Below are 22,045 nucleotides of genomic sequence, written 5' to 3' on the forward strand. Positions count from 1 at the left end.
CACATCCTCCTGCCTTTCGCCTCTGTGATCTCTCTCACGAAGTTCTTTGCAAGTCTGCCAGGGCTTATCAGCCGCTGGCACTCCGGGGAAGGTCTTTAACCGGCCAGGTTTTTACTCTGTGACCACTCAATCACAGGGAAAAGTCGCCATGACCAGGAGAAACATTGTTGCTATTGATCTCGGGGCATCCAGCGGGCGCGTCATGCTCGCAAGCTGGGATGCTGCGCAGCGCCAGCTCGCGCTTCGTGAGGTCCGGCGCTTTAAAAATAAGCGCCAGCGTCGTGCCGGTTATGACTGCTGGGATCTGACGATGCTTGAGCAGGAGATACGCGCCGGGCTGGCTCAGTTAGATGAAGAGAAGATTGTGCCAGACAGTATCGGTATCGACACCTGGGGCGTTGATATGGTGCTGCTGGATGCAGAGGGCGAGCCGGTGGGTGAGGCGGTCAGCTACCGCGATGCGCGCACCCACGGCCTGATGGAGCAGGCGCAGCACGAACTGAGCCGCAGTGCCATCTACGCCCGAACCGGCATTCAGTTCCTGCCATTCAATACGCTCTATCAGATGCGCGCCCTGCATCAGCAGCAGCCCGACTGGCAGACCCGCGTGGCGCATGCGCTGATGATGCCGGACTACCTGCATTATCGCCTGACCGGCAATCTCAACTGGGAATACACCAACGCCACCACCACGCAAATGCTCAATATTCACAGCGGCGAATGGGATCGTGATCTGCTCGCCTGGGCGGGCGTTGCTCCTGAATGGTTCGGCCAGCCGCAGGCACCGGGCAACACCGTCGGCCACTGGGTCAATAGCGCAGGTGTCCCGGTCCCGGTTATTGCTGTCGCCACCCACGACACCGCCAGCGCGGTTCTGGCAACGCCGCTAATGCAGGACGATGCCGCCTATCTCAGTTCCGGAACCTGGTCGCTGATGGGCTTTGAAAGTTTGCAGCCTTATGCCTGCGATGGCGCGTTACGCGCCAATATCACCAATGAGGGCGGCGCAGAAGGCTACCGCGTACTGAAAAATATCATGGGCTTATGGCTGTTGCAGCGCATCTGCGGCGAACTTCAGATTGACGATCTCAGCGCACTGATTGATCAGACGGCACGGCAGCCCGCCTGTGTTTCACTGATTAGTCCCAACGATGCGCGCTTCATCAATCCCGACAGCATGGTTAACGAGATTCAGAACGCCTGCGCAGAGCAGGGAATGCCGGTGCCACAATCTGCCGCCGCGCTGGCCCGCTGTATATTTGACAGCCTGGCACTGCTCTATCGCGAGGTGATCCAGGAGCTGGCAGAGCTGCGAGGCAAACCTTTCAGCCAGCTGCACGTGGTAGGGGGCGGCAGCCAGAACCGTTTTCTTAACCAGCTCTGTGCCGATGCCTGCCAGATTCCGGTGCTGGCAGGTCCGGTTGAAGCCTCCACGCTGGGTAACGTCGGTTGCCAGCTGATTGCGCTTGGCGAACTAATCGATGTGGCTGATTTCCGCTGCAGCGTCATCAACAACTTCCCACTGGAAAAATTCGAACCGCAAACTCACAGCGTCTTCAGTGCCAGTCAGGCACGCTTCGCGACGCTGAGTCAACCCGCTAAGGAACCCGCTTATGACTAAGCAGATTGAACAGGCTTTTGAACTGGCTAAACAACGCTACGCTGACAATGGAGTTGATGTTGAACAGGCCATTCGCCAGCTGGACAGCATTCCTGTCTCGATGCACTGCTGGCAGGGGGACGATGTCCGGGGCTTTGAGAACCCACAGGGCGCATTGACTGGCGGCATCCAGGCGACCGGCAACTATCCGGGGCGGGCACGCAATGCCAGTGAATTACGCAGCGATATCGACAAGGCGATGTCTTTGATCCCAGGCGCAAAACGTCTGAACCTGCACGCTATCTATCTGGAAAGTGACAAGCCAGTCGATCGGGATGCCATTGAACCTGCCCATTTCGCCAACTGGGTCGCCTGGGCGAAAGAGCACAACTTAGGGCTGGATTTTAACCCCAGCTGCTTCTCGCATCCGATGAGTGCCGACGGTTTTACGCTGTCACACAGTGATAAAACCGTGCGTCAGTTCTGGATCGATCACTGCAAAGCGAGTCGCCGCATCTCCGCATCGTTTGGTGAGCAGCTTGGCACGCCGTCAGTGATGAATATCTGGGTGCCGGACGGCATGAAAGATATTACCGTGGATCGCCTGGCCCCGCGTCAGCGTCTGATGAGCGCACTGGATGAGGTCATCTCAGAAAAACTGAATCCGCAGCACCATATCGACGCGGTTGAGAGCAAGCTGTTTGGCATTGGCGCAGAGAGCTACACCGTGGGCTCCAATGAGTTTTATCTTGGTTACGCCGCCAGCCGCCAGACGGCACTATGCCTGGATGCGGGACATTTTCATCCCACCGAAGTGATCTCCGACAAAATTTCTGCCGCGATGCTCTATGTGCCGCGTCTGCTGCTGCACGTCAGCCGCCCGGTGCGCTGGGACAGCGACCATGTGGTGCTGCTGGATGATGAAACTCAGGCGATCGCCAGCGAGATCGTCCGCCATCAGCTGTTCGACAAAGTGCATATCGGACTCGATTTCTTCGACGCCTCTATCAACCGGATTGCCGCCTGGGTTATCGGCACCCGTAACACCAAAAAAGCGCTGCTGCGTGCCCTGCTGGAGCCAACCGATCGTCTGCGCCAGGCCGAGAACGAGGGTGATTACACCGCGCGGCTGACGCTGCTGGAAGAGCAAAAATCATTGCCGTGGCAGGCGGTATGGGAAGCCTGGTGCCTGCGCCATGACGTCCCGGCTGATGCCAGCTGGTTAGGCGACGTCCGCCATTATGAACAACAGATTTTGAGCCAACGTTAAGGATTTCACTATGCAAAGCATTCTTTCTTCCGGGTTTGTTAAGGGAATGGTCAAAGCAACCAGCGATATGTGGCTGAAGGGCTGGGACGAACGTAACGGCGGCAACGTCAGCCTGCGTCTGCGGGAAGAGGAGGTTAAACCTTTTGCCGCTGATTTCTGCCTGCAACCGCGCTGTATTGAGCTGACACAACCCGCGCCGGCGCTGGCGAACGACTGGTTTCTGGTGACCGGGTCAGGAAAATTCATGCGTAATGTCCAGCTTGATCCGGCGGATTGTCTGGCACTGCTGCAGGTCGATGACAAAGGGCTCTCTTATAAAATTCACTGGGGCCTGTCGAATGGCGGTTTGCCCACCTCTGAGCTGGCGTCACACTTTCAGTCTCACGCGGTGCGTAAAGCGGTCAGTAATGGTGCAGACCGGGTAATCATGCACTGTCACGCTACCAACTTTATGGCCTTAAGCTATGTGGTTGAGATGGATTCCGCCCGCTTTACCCGTCTGCTGTGGGAAGGGAGTACCGAATGTCTGGTGGTGTTCCCGGACGGTGTGGGTGTTTTACCCTGGATGGTACCCGGCACCGATGAAATCGGCACCGCGACAGCCGGGCAGATGCAGTCACATACCCTGGTGATGTGGCCATTCCACGGTGTCTTTGGCACGGGCCCGACACTCGATGAGACTTTTGGTCTGATTGATACGGCGGAGAAATCGTCAGAAGTGATGGTCAAAGTGCTGTCGATGGGCGGTATACGTCAGAGTATCACCACAGAACAGCTGGTTGCATTGGGTGAGCGCTTTGGTGTGAAGCCGTGGCAACCGGCGCTGGATGCAGGGCCTGCTAATGCTGCGTAAAGCCTTTGTGATGCAGGTGAATCCTTATTGCCATGCAGAGTATGAGCGTCGGCACTCACCGATCTGGCCTGAACTGGCCGAAACCCTGAAAGCGCACGGCGCGCATAACTATGCCATCTGGCTGGACGCCGAGCGGCATCTGCTGTTCGCCAGTGTTGAGATTGAATCTGAGGAGCGCTGGAACGCGGTGGCGGAAACGGAGGTCTGTCAGCGCTGGTGGGCATCAATGAAAGATCTGATGCCGTCTAATGCAGATAACAGCCCGATCAGTGAGCCGTTAAAACCGGTTTTCTTTCTGGAATATAATCGGGAATAAAAGATGAAAAGGGCGGCATCGCCGCCCTGATATTTTTAACGGTTAGCCTGACACAGGCCGGTGAGTGTCGGCCACATCGCCATCAGCGTATCAATAATGCTCTCCAGATCGTCACGCTCAACGCCTTCACGCGCCCGCACCGACATGCCCTGCAGCATACAACTCAGATAACGTGACAGCGCGGGAATGTTTACTGACGCACTCAGTTCACCACGCTGCTGACGCGCCAGCAGAAAATCTTTTAACACATGCTCCTGCGACTGATGCTGCTGTTGCAGCATGGTGGCAATCTCTGCTGAAGCCGCCGACAGGGCGGTTGAGGTGCAGATAAAGAAACAGCCGCCGGGAGAGTCGCGTTCGGTAAAACAGGCCGCGGTGGCGCGGAAATAGGCTTCAATAGCCCGATCCACCGGTAACTGGTCATCGCCCAATGCCGCTTCACGCCATGCACTGAACTTCTCCACGTAGCGCTCCATCGCCGCGCGAAACAGTCCCTCTTTATTAACAAACTCGGCGTAGAGGGTTGGCGCTTTCGCGCCGGTTGCGGCCACCAGATCGGCCAGAGAAGTTCCCTCGTAACCGTGCGTCCAGAACAGGGTCAGAGCTTTATCGAGCGCTGCTTCGCGATCGAACACTTTTGGTCGGCCGCGGCATTTCTTTACATCGCAATCCTGAACCTGACTCATACACCCTCACTGACAGTAAAACACCCTATTAAATTACCGATCATTATAAAAATGTGCAAGGCCTGGCGTGGATGTCGCCGGCAGGGGTTGCCATTTTGTGCGCCAGCGCATTATTACAGCCCCTTAAGTTAAGTCAGAAAAGAGGCTGAAGCCCATAATCACGCCACTCCGCGAATAAAATAACGCTCATTAAATAAATGTTGACGACAAACCGTATCGGGGTCTATCATTTGTTTAACGGTCATTAATTAAATAGTGACAACCCATTCAGACCAACCGAATTTCAATATTGAATAGAGAGATTATTATGAAAAACATCAAAATCACCCTGGCAGCACTGGCACTGACTACTCTGACTTTTGGCGCATCTGCCGCTGACCTGGTGACCAGCGAACCTGTTAATCAGCAGCCAGTTGGCACCATCTCTGTACTGGGCGGCACCAATCTGTCTTCTGTTGAAGCGCAGCTGAGTGCTAAAGCGGATGAAGCGGGTGCGAAATCGTTCCGCATCACCTCAACCAGCGGCCAGAACAAACTGCACGGCACGGCTGTGATTTATCAGTAATTTTGGTTTTTCAACAGAATAAGTGAGAAGGGGTTCGTTATGAAAAGTATCAATATGATGGTCGTGGCGGCTGTGCTAAGCGGTCTGTCATTTGCCAGCGTAGCGGCCCAGCAGGTCAGCAGCACACCGCTGGATCAGCAAAAAATCGGTGTCATCAGCGCAACGGGCAGTACTAATCTGCTCTCGCTGGAGCAGCAACTGTCAGAAAAGGCCAGCGATGCAGGGGCAAAGTCTTTCCGCATCACTTCGACCTCTGGCAGCAACAACCTGCATGGCACAGCCGTTCTTTATAGATAAAGTGATCGGTAAATAACCCTGAACAGGTTTCAGATAACCCGCTTATCTGAAGCCTTTTTTATTATCCGTTACTGCGTAACTGTGGATAACGACGGAAGATATAAACACACCAGAGTAACGCCACCAGGCCAATCATCCCGCCGACATTGCCAACTTCCGCCATGCTCAGATGCAGGCTGACCTGATTACCCAGCAGCGCACCCGCGCCGATACCGATATTGTAGATACCGGACATCAGCGACATCGCCACATCCGTGGCATCCGGTGCCAGCGACAGCACCCGCACCTGCATACCCAGTCCGATCATCATCATCGCCATTCCCCAGACAACGCACAGCGTTGAGATAGCCGCAGGGCGAACGGCAGCAAAAATCAGCAGGCCCATGCACAGGGTGATCAGGGCGATGGCCGCAATCAGCAGTCCGGAGGGAAACTTATTACCGAGTGTGCTGAACAGTACGCTACCCACAATGCCCGCAGAGCCAAACAGCAGCAGTAGCAGGGTGGTGAAGTTGCCACTGGAATGGGCCACGGTTTGCATAAAGGGCTCGATATAGCTGTAAGCGGTGTAATGCGCGGTAACGACCAGCGTCACCAGCAGATACATGCTGACCAGCGCCGGACGGCGAAACAGCATCGGCACACTGCTCAGCGAGCCGGTATGTTCACTCGGCAGACGCGGCAGGATGCGCACCAGCATAATCATCAGCACCAGTGCCGAAAGGCCAATCGCGCCGAAGGTCGTACGCCAGCCAAGATACTGACCCACCACGCGGCCAATCGGCACGCCCAGCACCATCGCCAGCGCGGTACCGGTTGCCAGCATACTTAGCGCCTGAGTTTTCTTACCGGCCGGAGCGACGCGAATCGCCAGCGAGGCGGTGATCGACCAGAACACCGCGTGAGACAGGGCGATACCCACGCGTGACACCATCAGCGACCGGAAATCCCAGGCAACGGTAGAAAGAACGTGGCTGACGATAAAGATCAGGAACAGCACACCCAGCAGCAGTCGTCGCTCAATATTGCGGGTCAGCAGCATCAGCGGCAGTGAGAGCAGTGCAACCACCCAGGCATAGATGGTCAGCATGATCCCGACGTCAGCCGTCTGCATTGAAAAGTCAGCAGCGATGTCAGATAACAGTCCAACCGGCACAAATTCGGTGGTATTAAATACAAAGGCGGCGATGGCCAGCAATACCACGCGTAGCCAGGCAGTTTTACGTGAAACAGTAGTTGGTTGCATGAGGAGTCAAGTCAGTCAGTACAGCGAATCGGATGTGGCAGAAACATCCAGCGAAAGTGACCTGCGTCACAAATTACTGACCATTGTAGTGAATAAAGCGGGAAGAGAAACCTTATAAACGCCTTTTAATGCTGAAATTTTTTTATCGCCCCATCACAGGGCGATAGCCTGAGGTTATTGACCGCGACGCCGGGCGGGCATCATTCGCAGCAGAGTATTGTCTTTAAGCAGATAGTGATGGAACAGTGCGGCAGCAGCATGCAGTCCGATCAGCCAGTAACCCAGCGGTGCCAGGGTTTCATGCCAGCCAATCAGCATATCCGCCATATCAAAGTCAGGTTCAGGCGCGACCGGCATGCTGATGCCAAACAGCCACCATTCCCGACCTTTAAGATAACGCGATGTCAGGCCGAGGATCGGCAGAGTGATAAACAGAGCATAGAGCAGGGTATGAGTCAGATGTGCCAGCCCGGTTTGCCAGCGCGGCGGAGCGGGAGTAATGGGCGGTGTGCGATGCCGGGTGCGTAAAAAGAGGCGGGCAAGCATCAATACCAGGATGGTCGCGCCGGCGCTGAAATGGGTAATGATCATGGCATAACCCTGCCAGGATCCGCGCTGTGCAAAACCGCGCAGTTCAATGGTGGCGTAGGCCGTCACCACCAGTAAAAAGGTGAGCCAGTGAAGGGCTATCTGAGCGCGCGCAAACTTATCCCGCATTGTGCATTCCATTAAAGAGAATCAGAAAGATTAACATAACGGAAAACAGCGGTAATTCTTAACAAATTAGCGCAGCGGGAAAAATTTTTCCCCCCTTACCAGGTGGATCAGATTAACGCGAAGCCGGGGTGTGCTTCAGGGCCACGCTGAGCTGGGTGGCCTGCTGGTCAACATTTTTGAGAGGACAACAGTTTTCACAGCCGATTGCGCCAGCATAATATTTTTTAGCCTGCAGGATGGCGGCATTCACATGGTAAAAACTGCCCAGAAACATACGGTTATCGATGTCGGGAAGATGGGGGCAGCCTGCGGCATGAACCACATGATTATTGTTATATCCTGATTGTTTATTGACGTAGTAGTAGAGAGCCACAGGCGTTCCTTGTTGCCGTGTTAAAAGGCAAAGCAGATGAATTATTACAATAAAAACGATTATAGCGGGAAACCTGCATTTTGTTTGCTGTGGCTCTGAATAGCGCGTTTATTGTGATAAACCGCCAGGCCCGCAGGAGAAGCCAGGCCTGGCATGAGAAGACATTCTCAGAGTTTTTTACTGTGCAGACGCCAGGCAACCAGTAACGCCAGGATCAGCAGGACGCTGATAAACAGCGTAATCCCGCTCCAGCCAAAGTTATGCCAGAACACGCCACCCAGTGTACCCGCGACGCTGGAACCCACGTAGTAGCTGAACAGATAGAGCGAAGAAGCCTGGCCTCTTGCCCGGCGGGCCCGGGGGCCAATCCAGCCGCTGGCAACCGCATGGGCGGCAAAAAAACCGGCGGTGAACAGCATCATCCCTGGCAGGATCAGCCAGAGGGAGTTGAAGGCGGTAATCAGCAAACCCAGCAGCATGATGGCGGTAGCACCCAGCATCACAGGACCCCGACCCAACCGGTTGGTCAGCGCGCCCGCTTTAGGCGAACTCCATGAGCCGGTGAGGTAGACCACTGATAACAGTCCGACCACGGCCTGGCTGAGATGCCAGGGCGCATCCAGTAAACGGTAGCCGATATAGTTAAACAGGGTGACAAAGGCTCCCATCAGCAGGAATCCTTCGGCAAACAGCCAGGGCAGGCCCGGATCGCGCCAGTGCAGCCGGAAGTTAATCAGCAGATTACGCGGACGCAGCGTAATGGGCCGGAAATGGCGCGACGCAGGCAGGATTTTCCAGAACATCAGCGCCGAGGCCAGCGAAAAACAGCCGATTACCGCCACGGCGAGTCGCCATGAGAAGAGGTCAGTCAGTACACCGCTCAGCAGTCGACCGCTCATCCCGCCTATCGAGTTACCGCTGATATATAACCCCATGGAAAAGGCGACGACGCGTGCATCCATCTCCTCGCTGAGGTAGGTCATGCCGACCGCCGCCACGCCACTCAGCGACAACCCCATCAGCGCCCGCATAATCAGAATGCCGTGCCAGCTGGTCATGGTAGCCGAGATCAGCGTGCAGATGGCGGCCAGCATCAGGGCTGTGACCATCACCGATTTACGACCGATAGCATCAGAGAGCGGCCCGGTTACCAGCAGGCCCAGCGCCATCAGGCCGGTCGAGATGGAGAGCGACAGGCTGCTGGTTGCCGGAGAGATACCAAACTGCTGTGACAGCACCGGCAGAATCGGCTGCACACAGTAGAGCAGGGCAAAGGTCGCCAGCCCGGCGGAGAAAAGCGCCAGCGTCACGCGCATAAACTGTGGCGAATCCCGGCGGATATGACCTGAAGCGGCAACAGACTCTGGCGGCGCAGAGACCGCATTCTCATCCACTGTGACAGCCTGTGTTGAGCGACTCACACATTTTCCTCAAATTTAGAAAACCTGTCGTCAGCTTAGGAAAGCGGCATTATGATGTCTAATATATTAATAATCTCAAATGAGACGTTTAAGATATGAATATCGAACTGCGTCATCTGCGCTACTTTGTTGCGGTGGCGGAAGAGTTACATTTCGGGCGGGCGGCCCAGCGACTGAACATTTCTCAGCCGCCGCTCAGCCAGCAGATTATTCAGCTGGAAACAGAAACGGGCGCAAGGCTGTTCAATCGCACTAACCGCAGCGTGCAGCTTACCGCTGCCGGACAGCAACTGCTGAGTGACGCCCGCGCGATTCTGTTGCAGGTTGAGCAGGCGGCCGATCGCGCCGCCCGGCTGCATCGTGGTGAGGAGGGGGAGCTGCGGATTGGCTTTACCTCCTCGGCCCCGTTTACCGCCGTGGTCTCTGACGCGCTATTCCGGTTTCGTCAGCGCTGGCCGCAGGTACATATTCAGATGCAGGAAATTAATACCCGCCAGCAGCTGGCGCCGCTTCATGATGGACGGCTCGATCTTGGCGTGATGCGCAACACGCCGCTGCCTGCCGATCTGCGTCATCAGCTGCTGTTGAGTGAGCCGCTTTATGCCGTGGTGCATAAGGCGCATCCGCTGGCTGACGCTGATAAAATCTCAGTCACCGCCCTGGCGGCGGAACCTTTTGTTTTCTTTGATCCTCAGGGCGGAACCGCGCTCTATAGCGATATTCTGGCGCTGCTGCACCGCTACCATATCAAGCCCTTTATTACGCAGGAAGTGGGTGAGGCGATGACCATACTGGGGCTGGTGGCAACCGGGTTAGGCGTCTCCATTCTGCCTGCCTCATTTCGTCGGGCGCGGCTGGCCGATCTGGTCTGGTTGCCATTAACGGAAGAGGATGCCATTTCAGAGCTGTGGCTGGTCTGGTCAGCCGGACGCGAAATAAATGCGCAGATGGAAAACATGATGGCGTTGCTGCGGCGAAACCGGCCCTGAAGCGCGGGTAACACCGCATCAATCTGTGCGATAAATCACATTTCTAATCAAATATTTGACGCTGTCGCCGGATCTGGCTCACCATGGCGCATGTTTATTTAGAAGCGCGAAAATAACCGGGAGCAGGGTTGTGAATCCGGACAGTCAACCTGGCCACATTGACCAGATCAAGCAGACTAATGCAGGTGTCGTATATCGATTAATTGACCGTTATGGTCCCATTTCGCGTATCGAACTTTCCCGCCGTGCCCAGCTTGCTCCGGCCAGCATTACCAAAATTGTGCGTGAAATGCTGGACGCACATTTAGTGCAGGAGACCGAGTTTCAGGATCCCGGCAGTCGTGGACGTCCGGCGATAGGCCTGATACTGGATACCGACGCCTGGCACTATCTGGCTATTCGCCTGCATCGCGGCGCCATGACGTTTACGCTGCGCGACCTCAGCAGCAAGGAACTGGTGGAAGAGAGCCTGCCGCTGCCTGATGAGTCTGCTCAGCCGTTACTTACCGCGCTGATTGAACAGGTTGATGCCTTCTTTATTCGTCATCAGAAGAAGCTGGAACGCCTTACGGCCATTGCCATTACATTGCCAGGGCTGATCAACGCCGCGTCAGGTGTGGTGCATCGGCTACCGGGTTATGAGGTGCGCGATATGCCGCTGGGCGATGCGCTGGCGGCGCGAACCGGCTTACCGGTGTTTGTGCAGCACGACATTTCAGCCTGGACGCTGGCGGAGTCGCTGTTTGGTGCCTCACGTGGTGCGCAGGATGTAATTCAGATTGTGATTGATGAAACCGTGGGAGCCGGGGTGATCAGTGGCGGTCAGCTGTTGCATAAAAGTGGCAGGGCGCTGGTCGAGATCGGGCATACTCAGATCGACCCGTATGGTCAGCAGTGCTACTGCGGTAATCATGGCTGTCTGGAGACCGTAGCCAGCACCGGCAGTCTGCTGGCGCTGGCGGCGCAGCGTCTGCCGGCCCAGCCCGACAGCCTGCTCAATAACCAGCCGCTGACGCTGGAGTCGCTGTGCGCAGCGGCGCAGTCTGGCGACCGTCTGGCGCGCGACACCATCGCCAGCGTGGGTCACCATGTTGGCCGGATTCTGGCGATGATGGTCAACATCTTCAATCCTCAACATATTCTTATCGGTTCCCCCCTGAATGCCGCCGCGGATGTGCTGTTTCCTGCCGTGAGCAACACCATTCTGCAGCAATCGCTCCCGGCCTACAGCGCGAGTATCCAGCTGGCACCTACCGAATTTAGCGAGCCGGGAACGTTAGGCGGCGCAGCGCTGATCAAAGACGCGCTCTATAACGGACACCTGTTAGTGAAACTGTTGCAAGGTTAAGCGGGCCTAATCTTGCGCTAACGCAATCTGTTCTCATCCTCCATTCCTTAAAATGCCGGTTCGCAGCAAGGTTAATCACCGATTAACCGCAACGGTTCGAGAGGAGAAGTTGAGTGAACAGACTATTTGTTACCGGCACTGACACCGCAGTGGGCAAAACGGTGGTGTCACGCGCCCTGTTACAAAGTTTTATCCAGGCCAGGCTCAGTGCCGTCGGGTACAAGCCCGTCGCGCGCTGCGCGGTCAAAACCGCTGACGGCCTGCGTAACAAAGATGCACAGGTTCTGCAAAGCGCTTCATCCATCGATTTACCCTATCAGGCGATCAATCCGCTGGCCTTTCAGGAAGAGGAGATCTGCACCCATCCGAGCCAGATTATTGATTACGCATTGCTGACACAGGGCTTAAGCAGCCTGATGCAGCAGGCCGATCGCGTGGTCGTGGAAGGCACTGGCGGCTGGCGCAGCCTGATGAACGACGGACGTCCGCTCTCCTGCTGGGTCGTTGAGCAGCAACTGCCGGTGGTGCTGGTGGTCGGTATCCAGTCGGGTTGTATCAGTCACGCCCTGTTAACAGCAGAAGCGATAGCGCAGGATGGACTGCCACTGGTGGGCTGGGTAGCCAACCGCATTAATCCGGGACTGGCGCAGTACAGCGACATTATTGAGATTCTGCGTGAAAAAATTACAGCGCCGCTGCTGGGCGAGCTGCCTTATCTGCCACGAGCGGAACAGCGCGATCTGACGCCTTACATCGATATTTCTCTGCTGGAGCAGAACAGTCTGCACGCTGTGAGTGCAAAGATCGCCTGATTATGAAACAAACCAAGTCGTCTGAGTCGGCAGTGAGCCTAAAGTTTCAGGCTTGTTGTCGGCTGTCTTTAACTATTTCTATTTAGAATTGAAAGACCTGGCTCGGATATCGCGAAATCGTGGCGTCATGGCGCAGAAAATGCATTAACTCCGCTTATCACACTGAGCTGGAGCCCCATCATGTCGCACTCGCACGAGAAAGGTTTGTTATATGGGCTTGAAGCCCGCATTGGCGCCGCCCCGGCGTTTTTCGCCGCACTGCAACATCTGCTGGCCAGCGTGGTGGGAATCATCACGCCGCCGCTGATTATTGGCTCCGTTCTGGGGTTGCAGGCCTATATTCCTTATCTGATCAGCATGTCATTGTTCGTTTCCGGCTTAGGCACGTTTATGCAGGCCAGACGCTTTTATGGCATCGGGGCGGGTATGATCTGTCTGCAGGGCACCAGCTTCGCATTTCTGGGGGTGATCCTCTCGGGTGGTCTGATGGTGAAAGGGCGCGGTGGTTCGCCGGAAGAGATTATGGCGATGCTGTTTGGCTGTAACCTGGTGGCGGCGTTGATTCCGATTCTGATTAGCCGCTGCGTCGGCTCGCTGCGCAAAGTGCTGACGCCGGTGGTGACCGGCACGGTGATCACCCTGATTGGCATCAGCCTGATAAAAGTCAGCATTACCGACTGGGCGGGCGGGCACAACGCCACAGATTTTGGATCGCCGGGAAATCTGGCGCTGGGGGCGCTGACGTTGCTGGTGATCGTGGCGCTGAACCGCTCGCGAAATCGCTGGGCGCGGCTGGTGGCGGTGGTGGCCGGAATCGCGGTGGGATGCGTTGCCGCGGCCTTGACCGGTCATCTGCAACTTAATGTTGCGCCGGAGAGCAACTGGCTGGTGCTGCCCGCGTTCTTCCGGTTTGGTTTTGCCTTTGACTGGACTATTTTCCTGCCGATCGCGCTGGTGTCAGTGATCGCGGTAATTGAAGCCGTCGGCGACCTTACCGCTAACTGCCTGATTTCACAGCAGCCGATCACCGGCAAACCCTTTCAGCAGCGGCTGCAGGGTGGCATTGTCGCCGACGGCCTGAGCTGTGTGCTGGCAGCGGTTTTCTCCGCCTTTCCCAACACCACGTTTGCGCAGAACAATGGCGTTATCCAGATGACCGGCGTCGCCAGCCGTTACGTCGGTATGCTGCTGGGAATCATGCTGGCGCTGCTGGGGCTGTTTCCCTTTATTGGCTCCCTGTTGCAGCAGATCCCGCCGCCGGTGCTGGGCGGGGCGACAATCGTGATGTTTGGCAGCGTGGTTGCCGCGGGCATCCGGGTGATGACCCAGATGCCGCTGGGTCGCCGCGAGATGCTGATTGTGGCGATCGCTTTTGGTATTGGTCTGGGCGTGGAGGCGGTGCCGGATGTGCTGAAGCAGTTCCCGGCGCTGATTAACAGTCTGTTTGGTCATGCTGTGACGACCGGCGGTATTCTGGCGATTGTGCTGAACATGGTGCTGCCGGACGAGGCGCCTGTGGTGGAAGAGGTGGAGGCGGAAACGCTGACTGAAAGCTGAATAACGCATAAGGGCTGAAGTTGTTCTGACAGACGGCTCAGAAATTTAAAGCGATGGGAGCATATGCCTGTAGCAAAGCATCGCGGGCCGTGGACAAAAAGGGCGGGAGTGTTTTGAACAACGCAAACCGTTGGCCCGGCTACGGACGCACCACTGGGATGAGGCGCGTAATAGCACGTGCTGAGCATGCCATGAATGGCGGGTTTTGTGTCTTTGCGAAGGGCGGGAGTTCCCTGAGCGACTGCTTTCTGACAGAGTACGGGGCCGATGCGATTGTTTGAGAATGTGGACCAACTTTAGCCAGAATGGCTTTAAGATCGAGCCTGCTCAGGGAACCGGGTCAGATCGGAAAGTCGCAAAAGCCGCCATCCGTGGCACGCTCGGCCCGCGCCGTCCTGGCGCGGGACGCTTTCCTCTTCTGACCCGGTTCCCTGCGCGTTAAGCTAATGAGTTGCGGCATGATTCACTCGGAACTGGGTATTAGAGCTGTTTTAATGGGCCGGTAAGACCCATTTAGGTGACGAAATTATGGATTCAGACGACGGCGGGTACGACCGGAACTGAGGTAATCCGCAATATAATCCTGCGAAATCTCACCGCTGTAACGACCCTCTTCATCGACAATCGGCATCCAGACTGTGTTGTGCTCATAGAGTTTTGACAGCACCACGCGCAGGTTCTCTTCCGCTTTACCGGTGACCTTAAAGGTGTGCAGTCGCTCTTCACAGCGGCCACTGACGTTACGCGCCTCGCGACGCTTCACGAAGCCCAGCGGTTTGCCATCCTCATCGACCACGGTAATCGACCGCATATCGTTCTCATCCATGGTGCCAAAGGCTTCTTCCAGCGGAGTAGAGCGGCGGACGGTGATGGTCGGCTGCTGGTCGGTCACGTCGCCCGCCTGCACCAGTAACAGGCGCTTAAGCGTGCGGTCCTGACCCACAAACGAGCCGACGAAGTCATTGGCAGGAGTTGCCAGCAGTTCATCCGGGCTGGCGCACTGCACGATTTTACCCTGACCAAATACCGCAATGCGATCGCCGAGCTTCAGTGCCTCGTCAATATCGTGGCTCACCAGCATCACGGTTTTTTTCAGCTGACGCTGCATGTCGAGAAACTCGTTCTGGATCGCTTCGCGGTTAATCGGGTCAACGGCGCCAAACGGCTCATCCATCAGCAGCACCGGTGGATCCGCCGCCAGGGCACGAATCACCCCGATACGCTGCTGCTGACCGCCTGACATCTCACGCGGATAGCGATGCAGGAATTTGGTGGGATCCAGCGCAACCATGCTCATCAGCTCGGTAGCCCGCTCGTGGCACTGCTTTTTGTTCCAGCCTAGCATGCGTGGCACCACGGTAATGTTCTCCTCGATGGTCATGTTGGGAAACAGACCAATCTGCTGGATAACATAGCCAATGTTGCGACGCAGGGTGGTGGTGTCCTGTGTGCTGGTATCTTCACCATTAATCAGGATCCGGCCACTGGTGGCGGGAATCAGACGGTTAATCATCTTCAGCGTGGTGGTTTTCCCGCAGCCCGAGGGGCCCAGCAGCACACACATCTCACCGGCTGGCACGTGCAGGCTGACGTTATCAACGGCTTTATTGGTCGTGCCGTTTTTCTGGGTAAAGGTTTTCGTCAGGTTTTCCAGCGTAATCATTATCGAATCCCCTTTGGAGTCAGCGCCTGCTGCAAACGGTGCAGCAGCCAGTCAAGAAAAATAGCCAGCAGACAGATCATCAATGCCCCGGCAATCAACATACGAATATCACTGCCGCTGATACCATCCAGCAGCAGCTGGCCCAGACCGCCCGCGCCAATCACGGCGGCAATTGCCATGACGCCAACGTTCATCACCACGGCGGTACGGATGCCACCGAAGATCACCGGCAGCGCCATTGGGATTTCAACCCAGCGCAGGCGCTGCCAGAACGTCATGCCGATGCCACGACCCGCTTCACGCAGACCGTCCGGCAGATTCTCCAGCGCGGTGTGGGTGTTGCGCACAATCGGCAGCAGCGAGTAGAGGAACACGGCGGTAATCGCCGGCAGCGCGCCAATGCCCTGACCGATGAGTGAAAACAGCGGGATCATCAGACCAAACAGCGCAATGGTGGGAATTGTCAGCACCACGGTGGCGATACCGAGAATCGGCGTTGCCAGCCATCTTACACGCACGATCAGAATGCCAAGCGGCACACCAATCACAATTGCCAGTCCGACCGCGACCAGCACCAGCCAGCTGTGCTGCCAGCTCAGGGTGAGCAGGGTGCTCCAGTTATCCATGATGTAGTGAAGGGTATCCACAGTGCCTCCTTACAGCATGTTTTTGGATTTAAGGAAATCACGCGCCACGGTTTCCGGTGACTGATGATCGATATCGACCCGCTTGTTCAGCTCTGTTATCGCCTCATCGGTGATCTGCGCAGAAAGCTGATTAAGCGCGGTATCCAGCCCCGGATGACTCGCCAGCACATCCTGACGCACAACCGGCGTCACGTTGTAGCTTGGGAAGAAGTGCTTATCATCCTCCAGTACTTTCATGTCGAAGCCCTTAACCCGGCCATCGGTGGTGTAGATCAGACCGGCATCCACGAATCCGTCGCGAATCGCGTTATAGACGAGGCCCGGGTCCATCTGGCGGATCTGCGGGCGATCCAGCGTCAGGTTGTAGGTTTTCTGCAGCGGCTTCATGCCGTCTGAACGGCCCGAGAACTCCAGGTCCAGACCCAGCCGCCAGTTATGATCCGGATCGGTTTTACGCACCTGCTCAATCTTCGCAACCAGCTGCGACATGGTGCTGATGCCCTCTTTTTCGGCCCGTTCACGGGTCATGGCAAAGGCATAGGTGTTGTTCATTGGTGCCGGGTTAAGCCAGACCAGCCCCAGTCTGGCATCCAGCTTTTTCACCGTCTCATACGCCTGCTGTGAAGACATCGGCTGGTTGATATGGTTAAAGATGATCAGCGAGGTGCCGGTATATTCCCAGACCATATCAATCTGCTTATTCAGCAGCGCATTACGGCCAATGGTGGTGGCGATATTGCGTTTAGGCACCACCTCGAAGCCTTTCTTCTGCAGCCAGAGCACCGTCATTGCTGACAGGATATGCTGCTCGGTAAAACTTTTGGTCGCCATCACCAGCGGTGCAGCAGCCTGTGCCGTCTGGCTTAACAGCAGCGTTGCGGTCAGCGCGACGACGCTTTTCTTAATCCAACGCGTTAGCATTGCAAAGCTCCTTTTGGTCAGGCCGCAGCGTGCGGACTCAGAAAGCGGCCCAGCGCGGCCAGCATCATATCCAGTACCAGTGCCACCAGTGCAGTGGCGACGGCGCCGAGAATCAGCGTCGGAAAGTCATTCAGATAGATGCCCGGGAAGATCAGCTCGCCAAAGCTGCTGGCGCCAATCAGGAATGCCAGTGGGGCGGTGCCGACATTGATGGCGGTTGCGATGCGCACGCCAGAGAGGATTACCGGTAAGGCATTCGGCAGCTCCACCTGACGCAGACGCTGCCATTTAGTCATCCCGATGCCGTTGGCCGCTTCAATCAGCGACGGGGGAACCGCGCTCAGACCAGAGAAAGTATTGCGGACGATAGGCAGCAGCGAAGCCAGAAACAGCGCAATCAGCGCCGGACGGTCGCCAATCCCGATAATAACCATCGCCAGAGCCAGTACCGCCAGCGGTGGCAGGGTGTTACCGATATTGAAAATCTGCATCACGTACTCTGCCCAGCGACGGGCAAACGGGCGACTAAGCAGGATGCCGCTGGGGATACCGACCAGCAGAGCGAACAGCATTGACCAGAAGACTAAGAAGAGGTGTTGTTGCCCGAGATAGAGCAGATCGACTTTACGTGCGACCAGCTGATCCCAGCCAAGGCCCCAGATCAGCACCGCGATCACCGTGACCACTGCAAGCAGTGCCAGACCGGCGCGTCGGGCCAGTGAAGCATTTTGCATCGGAGAATCTCCCTGATTACGATCTCAATTGTTATAACAACCATAAACAGCCCGACAGGTACGGCAAAAATTGCCGCCGCGCCCAATACCGAAACTGCGATAAAATGTAGATAAAATGACTGTTTACCCACTCTTTTCAGTGAATACTGAATAAGATGGTGTAATGCTATAGCAGCCCTTTATTGCACAAGCCAGCTTTTAAGCCACAAATCAGAGAGATAGAAATAGGTTAAAATGGTGTTAAAGCCGCGTAGCCGCTGGGCTAATGCGACAATAAAAAATTTTCATCGACTTCTGGTGACACTGTCACAGAGGACGCTGAAAATGCGCACGCGCGGGAAACTGCATGGTCTGTTTTTCAGCTAGCCTTGCAGATTAAAAAAGGAACCCTATGACTGAAAGCGCACAACTCCAGACCGGACATCGCCACTGGATCTTAATCGCCTGCATGCTGGCGATGTTTATGGCGGCCATTGAAGTCACTATTGTGGCCACCGCGATGCCCACCATCATTGCTGATCTCGGCGGTTTTTCGCAGTTTGGCTGGGTCTTCTCGATCTATCTGCTGACCCAGGCGGTCAGCGTGCCGCTCTATGGGCGGCTGGCGGATATGGTGGGTCGCAAAACGATGTTTTTTGTCGGCACGTCGATTTTTCTGGCGGGGTCGGTGCTGTGTGGCTTTGCTCATACCATGACCTGGCTGATCCTGTTCCGGGCGTTTCAGGGCCTGGGGGCGGGGGCGATCATGCCGCTCAGCTCCACCATCGTGGCGGATATCTATTCGCCGCGCGAACGCGCCAGCGTGCAGGGCTGGCTCTCCAGCGTCTGGGGGGTAGCGGCGATAGTGGGGCCGCTGACCGGCGCGTGGCTGGTACAGCACTTTAGCTGGTCGGTGATTTTCTGGGTCAATCTGCCCATCGGCCTGATCAGCATGCTGATGCTGTGGCGCTGGCTACCGTCGCACCAGAAGGAGGATAAATCGCAGCCGCTGAACCTGGCGGGCAGCGGCTGGCTGATGCTCTGCGTGACGGCCTTGCTGATTGCGCTGTTGCAGGCGGAACAGCTGGGCGTCTGGCTGGTGCCGTTTCTGCTCTTCTCACTGTTCGCTGGCTGGCAGCTCAGGCGCCACGAACGGCATTCAGCGGCACCCCTGTTTCCGCTGATAATCTGGCGCAGCCGGCTTATCGTGGCGGGCAATGCGGGCAACCTCATCATCGGGGCGGCCATGATGGGCATCAGCGCCTTTCTGCCCACCTGGATTCAGGGGATAAGCGGCGGTTCACCGTTACAGGCGGGCAGCGTGCTGGCGATGATGTCGATTGGCTGGCCGCTGGCCAGCACCCTCAGCGGCAGACTGATGCTGCACACCTCCTACCGCTTCACCGCCCAGCTCGGGGCGCTGTTGCTGGTGACCGGCAGTGCCTTGCTGCTGTTTTTACAGCCCGCAAGCTCACTCTATCAGGCGGGCTTTACGGCGTTTCTTATCGGTACCGGCATGGGGATGACCAGCACCACGTTCCTGGTTTCAGTGCAAAACCAGGCGGATTACCAGATTCGCGGCATCTGTACCGCTTCAATTATGTTCAGCCGGATGATCGGGTCGGCGGTAGGGACGGCGATCATGGGCGCGGTGCTGAATCTCAATCTGCAGTGGCGTTTGCCGCAGGTCGAGGATCCGGTGCAGAAGATTATGTCCGAACCCAGTCGTCAGCAGCTGCAGCCGGAAACCCTGCAGCAGATGACAGCAGCCATTGCCGCCTCACTGCACTGGGTGTTCGTGGTGGCACTGGTGATTGCGTTGTTTGCGGTGGGTGTGGCATGGATGATGCCGCGTCAGCGGCCGGAACAGGCGGACTAACAGGCAGGGCGACAGGATGTCGCCCTGATTTGAACAGAACTACTGAGCAGGTGAGTCCTGCGAACTGCCGGCACTGGCAGGTACGCTGGCTTCATTGTCACTGCCTGAGCGCTTATAAACAATTTTTTGTGTGTCGTTCTCACAATGTCCGACGACCTGACCACCCGCCTGATCAACCTGATCGTTGGCGACGATGTCGAGACTAAAACCCGACTCAGGCACACCGTTCTGAATAATTTTCTGGCTGATTTCGGTTTTTACCGATTCACAGGATGCCTGCGCCATCAGCGGCAGAGCAAATAACGCCGCGCTTAACAAAACCCTCTGTAGCTTCATCACGTCTTCCTTATGTTAGTCGTCCGTCATTACTATAGCTCAAATTTACGGCGCTACCGGGCGACCGGAACGGCGATCCAGACAACGCAGGGTGTTGGGCTCCCAGTAGGCGTTGAGATTGAGGCTCTGCTCGCACTTGTCGCGGGTATCAAACGCGCGATCGGTTTTATCAAACTCTTTTTCGACCCGGGTGTTCACTTTATTGCGCAGCATGCGCGTGTCATTCCATTGCTCTTTATCCTGGCGCGCCGCTTCATTGCTCAGCGCGGAACTGCCATCTTCGATAATCAGACGATTAGTATTCGCAGTGGCAGTGAATGCCGCAGTGGAGAGGAGAACCATCAGCACGGCAGGGATCATTTTTTTCATCACACTATCCTTTAGTTAACGCAAACATCGCCATCCACGACAGCGGTTGCAGCGGGCATGCTTAGAGCCTGGCTCATCAGGGGTCATTGATGCAGAGAGTCCGGACACAGACAGTGCATAACAACCGGCGCGTACAGGGTGTACGTGAGGAGGGTAAGCACTGCCAGGGTTCAGACGAACAAATAAAACAGCCTGATGGGCCTGGCTCTTAGTATATCATCGCCGTTTCTTTGCTCACCAGCAGTGAGTCGTTTGTTTACGTTAAGGAGAGGTAAGGATGCTGATTAAAACCGCCTTGCTGTTTTTTATTACCGCGCTGGCGGAGATCACCGGCTGCTTTCTACCGTGGTTATGGCTGAAAAAAGGCGGCTCAGCCTGGTTGCTACTCCCTGCGGCAGCAAGCCTGGCGCTATTTGTCTGGCTGCTGACGCTACATCCCGCTGCCAGCGGCCGGGTTTATGCCGCCTACGGTGGCGTCTATGTGCTCACAGCGCTGCTCTGGTTGCGGGTGGTGGATGGCGTGAAGTTAAGTGTGTGGGACTGGAGCGGGGCACTGATCGCATTCAGCGGCATGCTAATTATCGTGATGGGCTGGGGACGCGGGTAACGCCAGCCGTGAGGGCTGGCGCTGCAGGGATTTAAGGTTTATGCACTTTCAGCCCCGCCAGCGTCTGGCTGACCGGCATCATCTCAAGGCTATTGATGTTGACATGCTTAGGCAGTGTGGCCACCCAGTACACGGCTTCTGTCACATCTTCCGGCGTTAAGGCGGTAGCCCCTTCGTAGACCTGACCCGCTTTGTCATCATCGCCCTTAAAGCGCACGTTGGAAAACTCTGTGCCGCCGACCAGACCCGGCTCAATATCAGTCACGCGCAGCGCGGTGCCATGTAAATCGGTGCGCAGATTCAGGCTGAACTGGCGCACAAAAGCTTTGGTGGCGCCATAGACGTTGCCCCCGGCATAGGGCCAGCTGCCGGCAATCGATCCGATATTGATGATATGACCGACATCACGCTCCACCATCTGTGGCAGCAGGGCGCGGGTCATATAGACCAGGCCTTTAGTGTTGGTGTCGATCATGTTTTCCCAGTCTTCGACGTTGGCCTTGTGCGCCGGTTCGACGCCCAGCGCCAGACCGGCGTTGTTGACCAGCACGTCAATATTGCGCCATTCCGCCGGTAACTGCGCCACCGCCTCTTCGATGGCGGCACGGTTACGCACATCGAGCTGTACCGTATAAATATTCTCGCCCAGTTCTTCCTTCAGCGCTTTTAAACGTTCTGCCCGCCGTCCAGTGGCAATCACTTTGTGACCATTCTCAATAAAGCGGCGGGTGATGCTTTGACCAAAACCGGCGGTTGCACCGGTGACAAAAATAATCATCTCACTGTTCCTTATGCCATTTTCAGAGTCGATGGCTTCACCATAGCATTTCATTTCCGCTTCTGCGCGTGGAAAAACGGCC

General features: G+C 56.2%; 24 protein-coding genes. 12 read left to right on the forward strand and 12 right to left on the reverse strand.

All coding sequences use genetic code 11. The features are described 5' to 3' along the window. The first annotated feature begins 148 nt into the window (after positions 1-148). Genes rhaB through rhaM form a run of 4 tightly spaced genes read left to right on the forward strand, consistent with a single transcriptional unit; the run spans position 149 to position 4,039 of the window. Positions 149-1,621, forward strand: coding sequence for a rhamnulokinase (rhaB, locus tag EPG66_RS02000; RefSeq protein WP_033757732.1), 1,473 nt, complete (start codon positions 149-151; stop codon positions 1,619-1,621). Beyond that, complete coding sequence (locus tag EPG66_RS02005) at positions 1,614-2,870, forward strand: L-rhamnose isomerase (protein WP_010244756.1); 1,257 nt, start codon at positions 1,614-1,616, stop codon at positions 2,868-2,870. The genes rhaB and EPG66_RS02005 overlap by 8 nt, the downstream gene beginning before the upstream one ends. A gap of 10 nt (positions 2,871-2,880) precedes the next feature. Continuing rightward, positions 2,881-3,723 (forward strand): rhamnulose-1-phosphate aldolase, encoded by an 843-nt coding sequence (gene rhaD, locus EPG66_RS02010; RefSeq protein ID WP_182685832.1) that lies wholly within the window; start codon positions 2,881-2,883, stop codon positions 3,721-3,723. Continuing rightward, the gene (rhaM, locus tag EPG66_RS02015; RefSeq protein WP_182685835.1) at positions 3,713-4,039 is read left to right on the forward strand and encodes an L-rhamnose mutarotase; all 327 of its coding nucleotides are present in this window, start codon (positions 3,713-3,715) and stop codon (positions 4,037-4,039) included. Before rhaD ends, rhaM begins: the two co-directional genes overlap by 11 nt. 35 nt (positions 4,040-4,074) lie before the next feature. On the opposite strand, the gene EPG66_RS02020 is transcribed toward rhaM, so the two are convergent. Beyond that, positions 4,075-4,725 carry a TetR/AcrR family transcriptional regulator gene (locus EPG66_RS02020; RefSeq protein ID WP_182685837.1) on the reverse strand — a complete coding sequence of 217 codons (651 nt, stop codon included), beginning with the start codon at positions 4,723-4,725 and terminating at the stop codon, positions 4,075-4,077. 307 nt (positions 4,726-5,032) lie between these two features. Between EPG66_RS02020 and bhsA (EPG66_RS02025) the strand changes: the two genes are divergently transcribed. Together bhsA (EPG66_RS02025) and bhsA (EPG66_RS02030) are read left to right on the forward strand one after the other, a co-directional pair. Beyond that, positions 5,033-5,290, forward strand: coding sequence for a multiple stress resistance protein BhsA (gene bhsA, locus EPG66_RS02025; RefSeq protein WP_010244768.1), 258 nt, complete (start codon positions 5,033-5,035; stop codon positions 5,288-5,290). A 39-nt stretch (positions 5,291-5,329) separates the two neighbouring features. Then, on the forward strand, positions 5,330-5,587 hold the full coding sequence (gene bhsA / locus EPG66_RS02030; RefSeq protein WP_010670183.1) for a multiple stress resistance protein BhsA: 258 nt from the start codon (positions 5,330-5,332) through the stop codon (positions 5,585-5,587). A gap of 61 nt (positions 5,588-5,648) precedes the next feature. Here the strand turns inward: bhsA (EPG66_RS02030) and EPG66_RS02035 are convergent, their stop codons facing one another. The 4 genes from EPG66_RS02035 to EPG66_RS02050 all read right to left on the reverse strand — a co-directional run bounded on the left by EPG66_RS02035 (position 5,649) and on the right by EPG66_RS02050 (position 9,344). Further along, a complete protein-coding gene (locus tag EPG66_RS02035) occupies positions 5,649-6,833 on the reverse strand; it encodes a sugar transporter (protein WP_010244774.1) in 1,185 nt (394 codons plus the stop codon). Positions 6,834-7,007: 174 nt separating this feature from the next. Continuing rightward, complete coding sequence (gene cybB / locus EPG66_RS02040) at positions 7,008-7,550, reverse strand: cytochrome b561 (protein ID WP_010244777.1); 543 nt, start codon at positions 7,548-7,550, stop codon at positions 7,008-7,010. A 112-nt stretch (positions 7,551-7,662) separates the two neighbouring features. After that, positions 7,663-7,923, reverse strand: coding sequence for a hypothetical protein (locus EPG66_RS02045; protein ID WP_010244780.1), 261 nt, complete (start codon positions 7,921-7,923; stop codon positions 7,663-7,665). A 167-nt stretch (positions 7,924-8,090) separates the two neighbouring features. Further along, entirely contained in the window at positions 8,091-9,344 is a 1,254-nt protein-coding gene (locus tag EPG66_RS02050; RefSeq protein ID WP_033779147.1) for an MFS transporter, read from the reverse strand. Positions 9,345-9,439: 95 nt separating this feature from the next. Here EPG66_RS02050 and EPG66_RS02055 point away from each other — a divergent pair, with 95 nt between their 5' ends. From EPG66_RS02055 to EPG66_RS02070, 4 genes are all read left to right on the forward strand, one after another. Next, positions 9,440-10,333, forward strand: a complete 894-nt coding sequence (locus EPG66_RS02055; protein ID WP_010670180.1) for a LysR family transcriptional regulator — start codon at positions 9,440-9,442, stop codon at positions 10,331-10,333. 130 nt (positions 10,334-10,463) lie between these two features. Then, positions 10,464-11,681: a sugar metabolism global transcriptional regulator Mlc gene (mlc, locus tag EPG66_RS02060; protein WP_010244790.1), complete on the forward strand. Its 1,218-nt coding sequence runs from the start codon at positions 10,464-10,466 to the stop codon at positions 11,679-11,681. A 113-nt stretch (positions 11,682-11,794) separates the two neighbouring features. Next, positions 11,795-12,493 (forward strand): dethiobiotin synthase, encoded by a 699-nt coding sequence (gene bioD / locus EPG66_RS02065; RefSeq protein WP_069026300.1) that lies wholly within the window; start codon positions 11,795-11,797, stop codon positions 12,491-12,493. 180 nt (positions 12,494-12,673) lie between these two features. After that, complete coding sequence (locus EPG66_RS02070) at positions 12,674-14,050, forward strand: nucleobase:cation symporter-2 family protein (protein WP_182685839.1); 1,377 nt, start codon at positions 12,674-12,676, stop codon at positions 14,048-14,050. 526 nt (positions 14,051-14,576) lie between these two features. On the opposite strand, the gene osmV is transcribed toward EPG66_RS02070, so the two are convergent. From osmV to EPG66_RS02090, 4 genes are read right to left on the reverse strand one after another with little or no spacing between them, the layout of a single operon-like run. After that, positions 14,577-15,713, reverse strand: coding sequence for an osmoprotectant ABC transporter ATP-binding protein OsmV (gene osmV, locus EPG66_RS02075; RefSeq protein WP_182685840.1), 1,137 nt, complete (start codon positions 15,711-15,713; stop codon positions 14,577-14,579). Beyond that, positions 15,713-16,360: an osmoprotectant ABC transporter permease OsmW gene (osmW, locus tag EPG66_RS02080; RefSeq protein WP_010244802.1), complete on the reverse strand. Its 648-nt coding sequence runs from the start codon at positions 16,358-16,360 to the stop codon at positions 15,713-15,715. Before osmW ends, osmV begins: the two co-directional genes overlap by 1 nt. Before the next feature lie 9 nt (positions 16,361-16,369). Continuing rightward, the gene (locus EPG66_RS02085) at positions 16,370-17,281 is read right to left on the reverse strand and encodes a glycine betaine ABC transporter substrate-binding protein (protein ID WP_010244805.1); all 912 of its coding nucleotides are present in this window, start codon (positions 17,279-17,281) and stop codon (positions 16,370-16,372) included. A gap of 17 nt (positions 17,282-17,298) precedes the next feature. Continuing rightward, positions 17,299-18,015: an ABC transporter permease gene (locus EPG66_RS02090; RefSeq protein ID WP_064704310.1), complete on the reverse strand. Its 717-nt coding sequence runs from the start codon at positions 18,013-18,015 to the stop codon at positions 17,299-17,301. A gap of 391 nt (positions 18,016-18,406) precedes the next feature. Between EPG66_RS02090 and EPG66_RS02095 the strand changes: the two genes are divergently transcribed. After that, positions 18,407-19,873 (forward strand): MDR family MFS transporter, encoded by a 1,467-nt coding sequence (locus EPG66_RS02095; protein WP_115758508.1) that lies wholly within the window; start codon positions 18,407-18,409, stop codon positions 19,871-19,873. A 39-nt stretch (positions 19,874-19,912) separates the two neighbouring features. Here the strand turns inward: EPG66_RS02095 and EPG66_RS02100 are convergent, their stop codons facing one another. Together EPG66_RS02100 and EPG66_RS02105 are read right to left on the reverse strand one after the other, a co-directional pair. Next, the gene (locus tag EPG66_RS02100) at positions 19,913-20,209 is read right to left on the reverse strand and encodes a DUF1161 domain-containing protein (RefSeq protein ID WP_010244813.1); all 297 of its coding nucleotides are present in this window, start codon (positions 20,207-20,209) and stop codon (positions 19,913-19,915) included. Positions 20,210-20,254: 45 nt separating this feature from the next. Beyond that, a complete protein-coding gene (locus EPG66_RS02105; protein ID WP_010244816.1) occupies positions 20,255-20,578 on the reverse strand; it encodes a DUF1283 family protein in 324 nt (107 codons plus the stop codon). Between the two features lie 280 nt (positions 20,579-20,858). On the opposite strand from EPG66_RS02105, the gene EPG66_RS02110 reads away from it, so the two are divergent. Further along, positions 20,859-21,185, forward strand: a complete 327-nt coding sequence (locus EPG66_RS02110; protein WP_031292947.1) for a YnfA family protein — start codon at positions 20,859-20,861, stop codon at positions 21,183-21,185. A gap of 31 nt (positions 21,186-21,216) precedes the next feature. Here EPG66_RS02110 and ydfG read toward each other — a convergent pair whose 3' ends face one another. After that, positions 21,217-21,963 (reverse strand): bifunctional NADP-dependent 3-hydroxy acid dehydrogenase/3-hydroxypropionate dehydrogenase YdfG, encoded by a 747-nt coding sequence (gene ydfG, locus EPG66_RS02115; protein ID WP_033757999.1) that lies wholly within the window; start codon positions 21,961-21,963, stop codon positions 21,217-21,219. Positions 21,964-22,045: the final 82 nt, after the last annotated feature.

Source organism: Pantoea pleuroti, from assembly GCF_014156615.1.
Lineage (GTDB): Bacteria > Pseudomonadota > Gammaproteobacteria > Enterobacterales > Enterobacteriaceae > Pantoea > Pantoea agglomerans.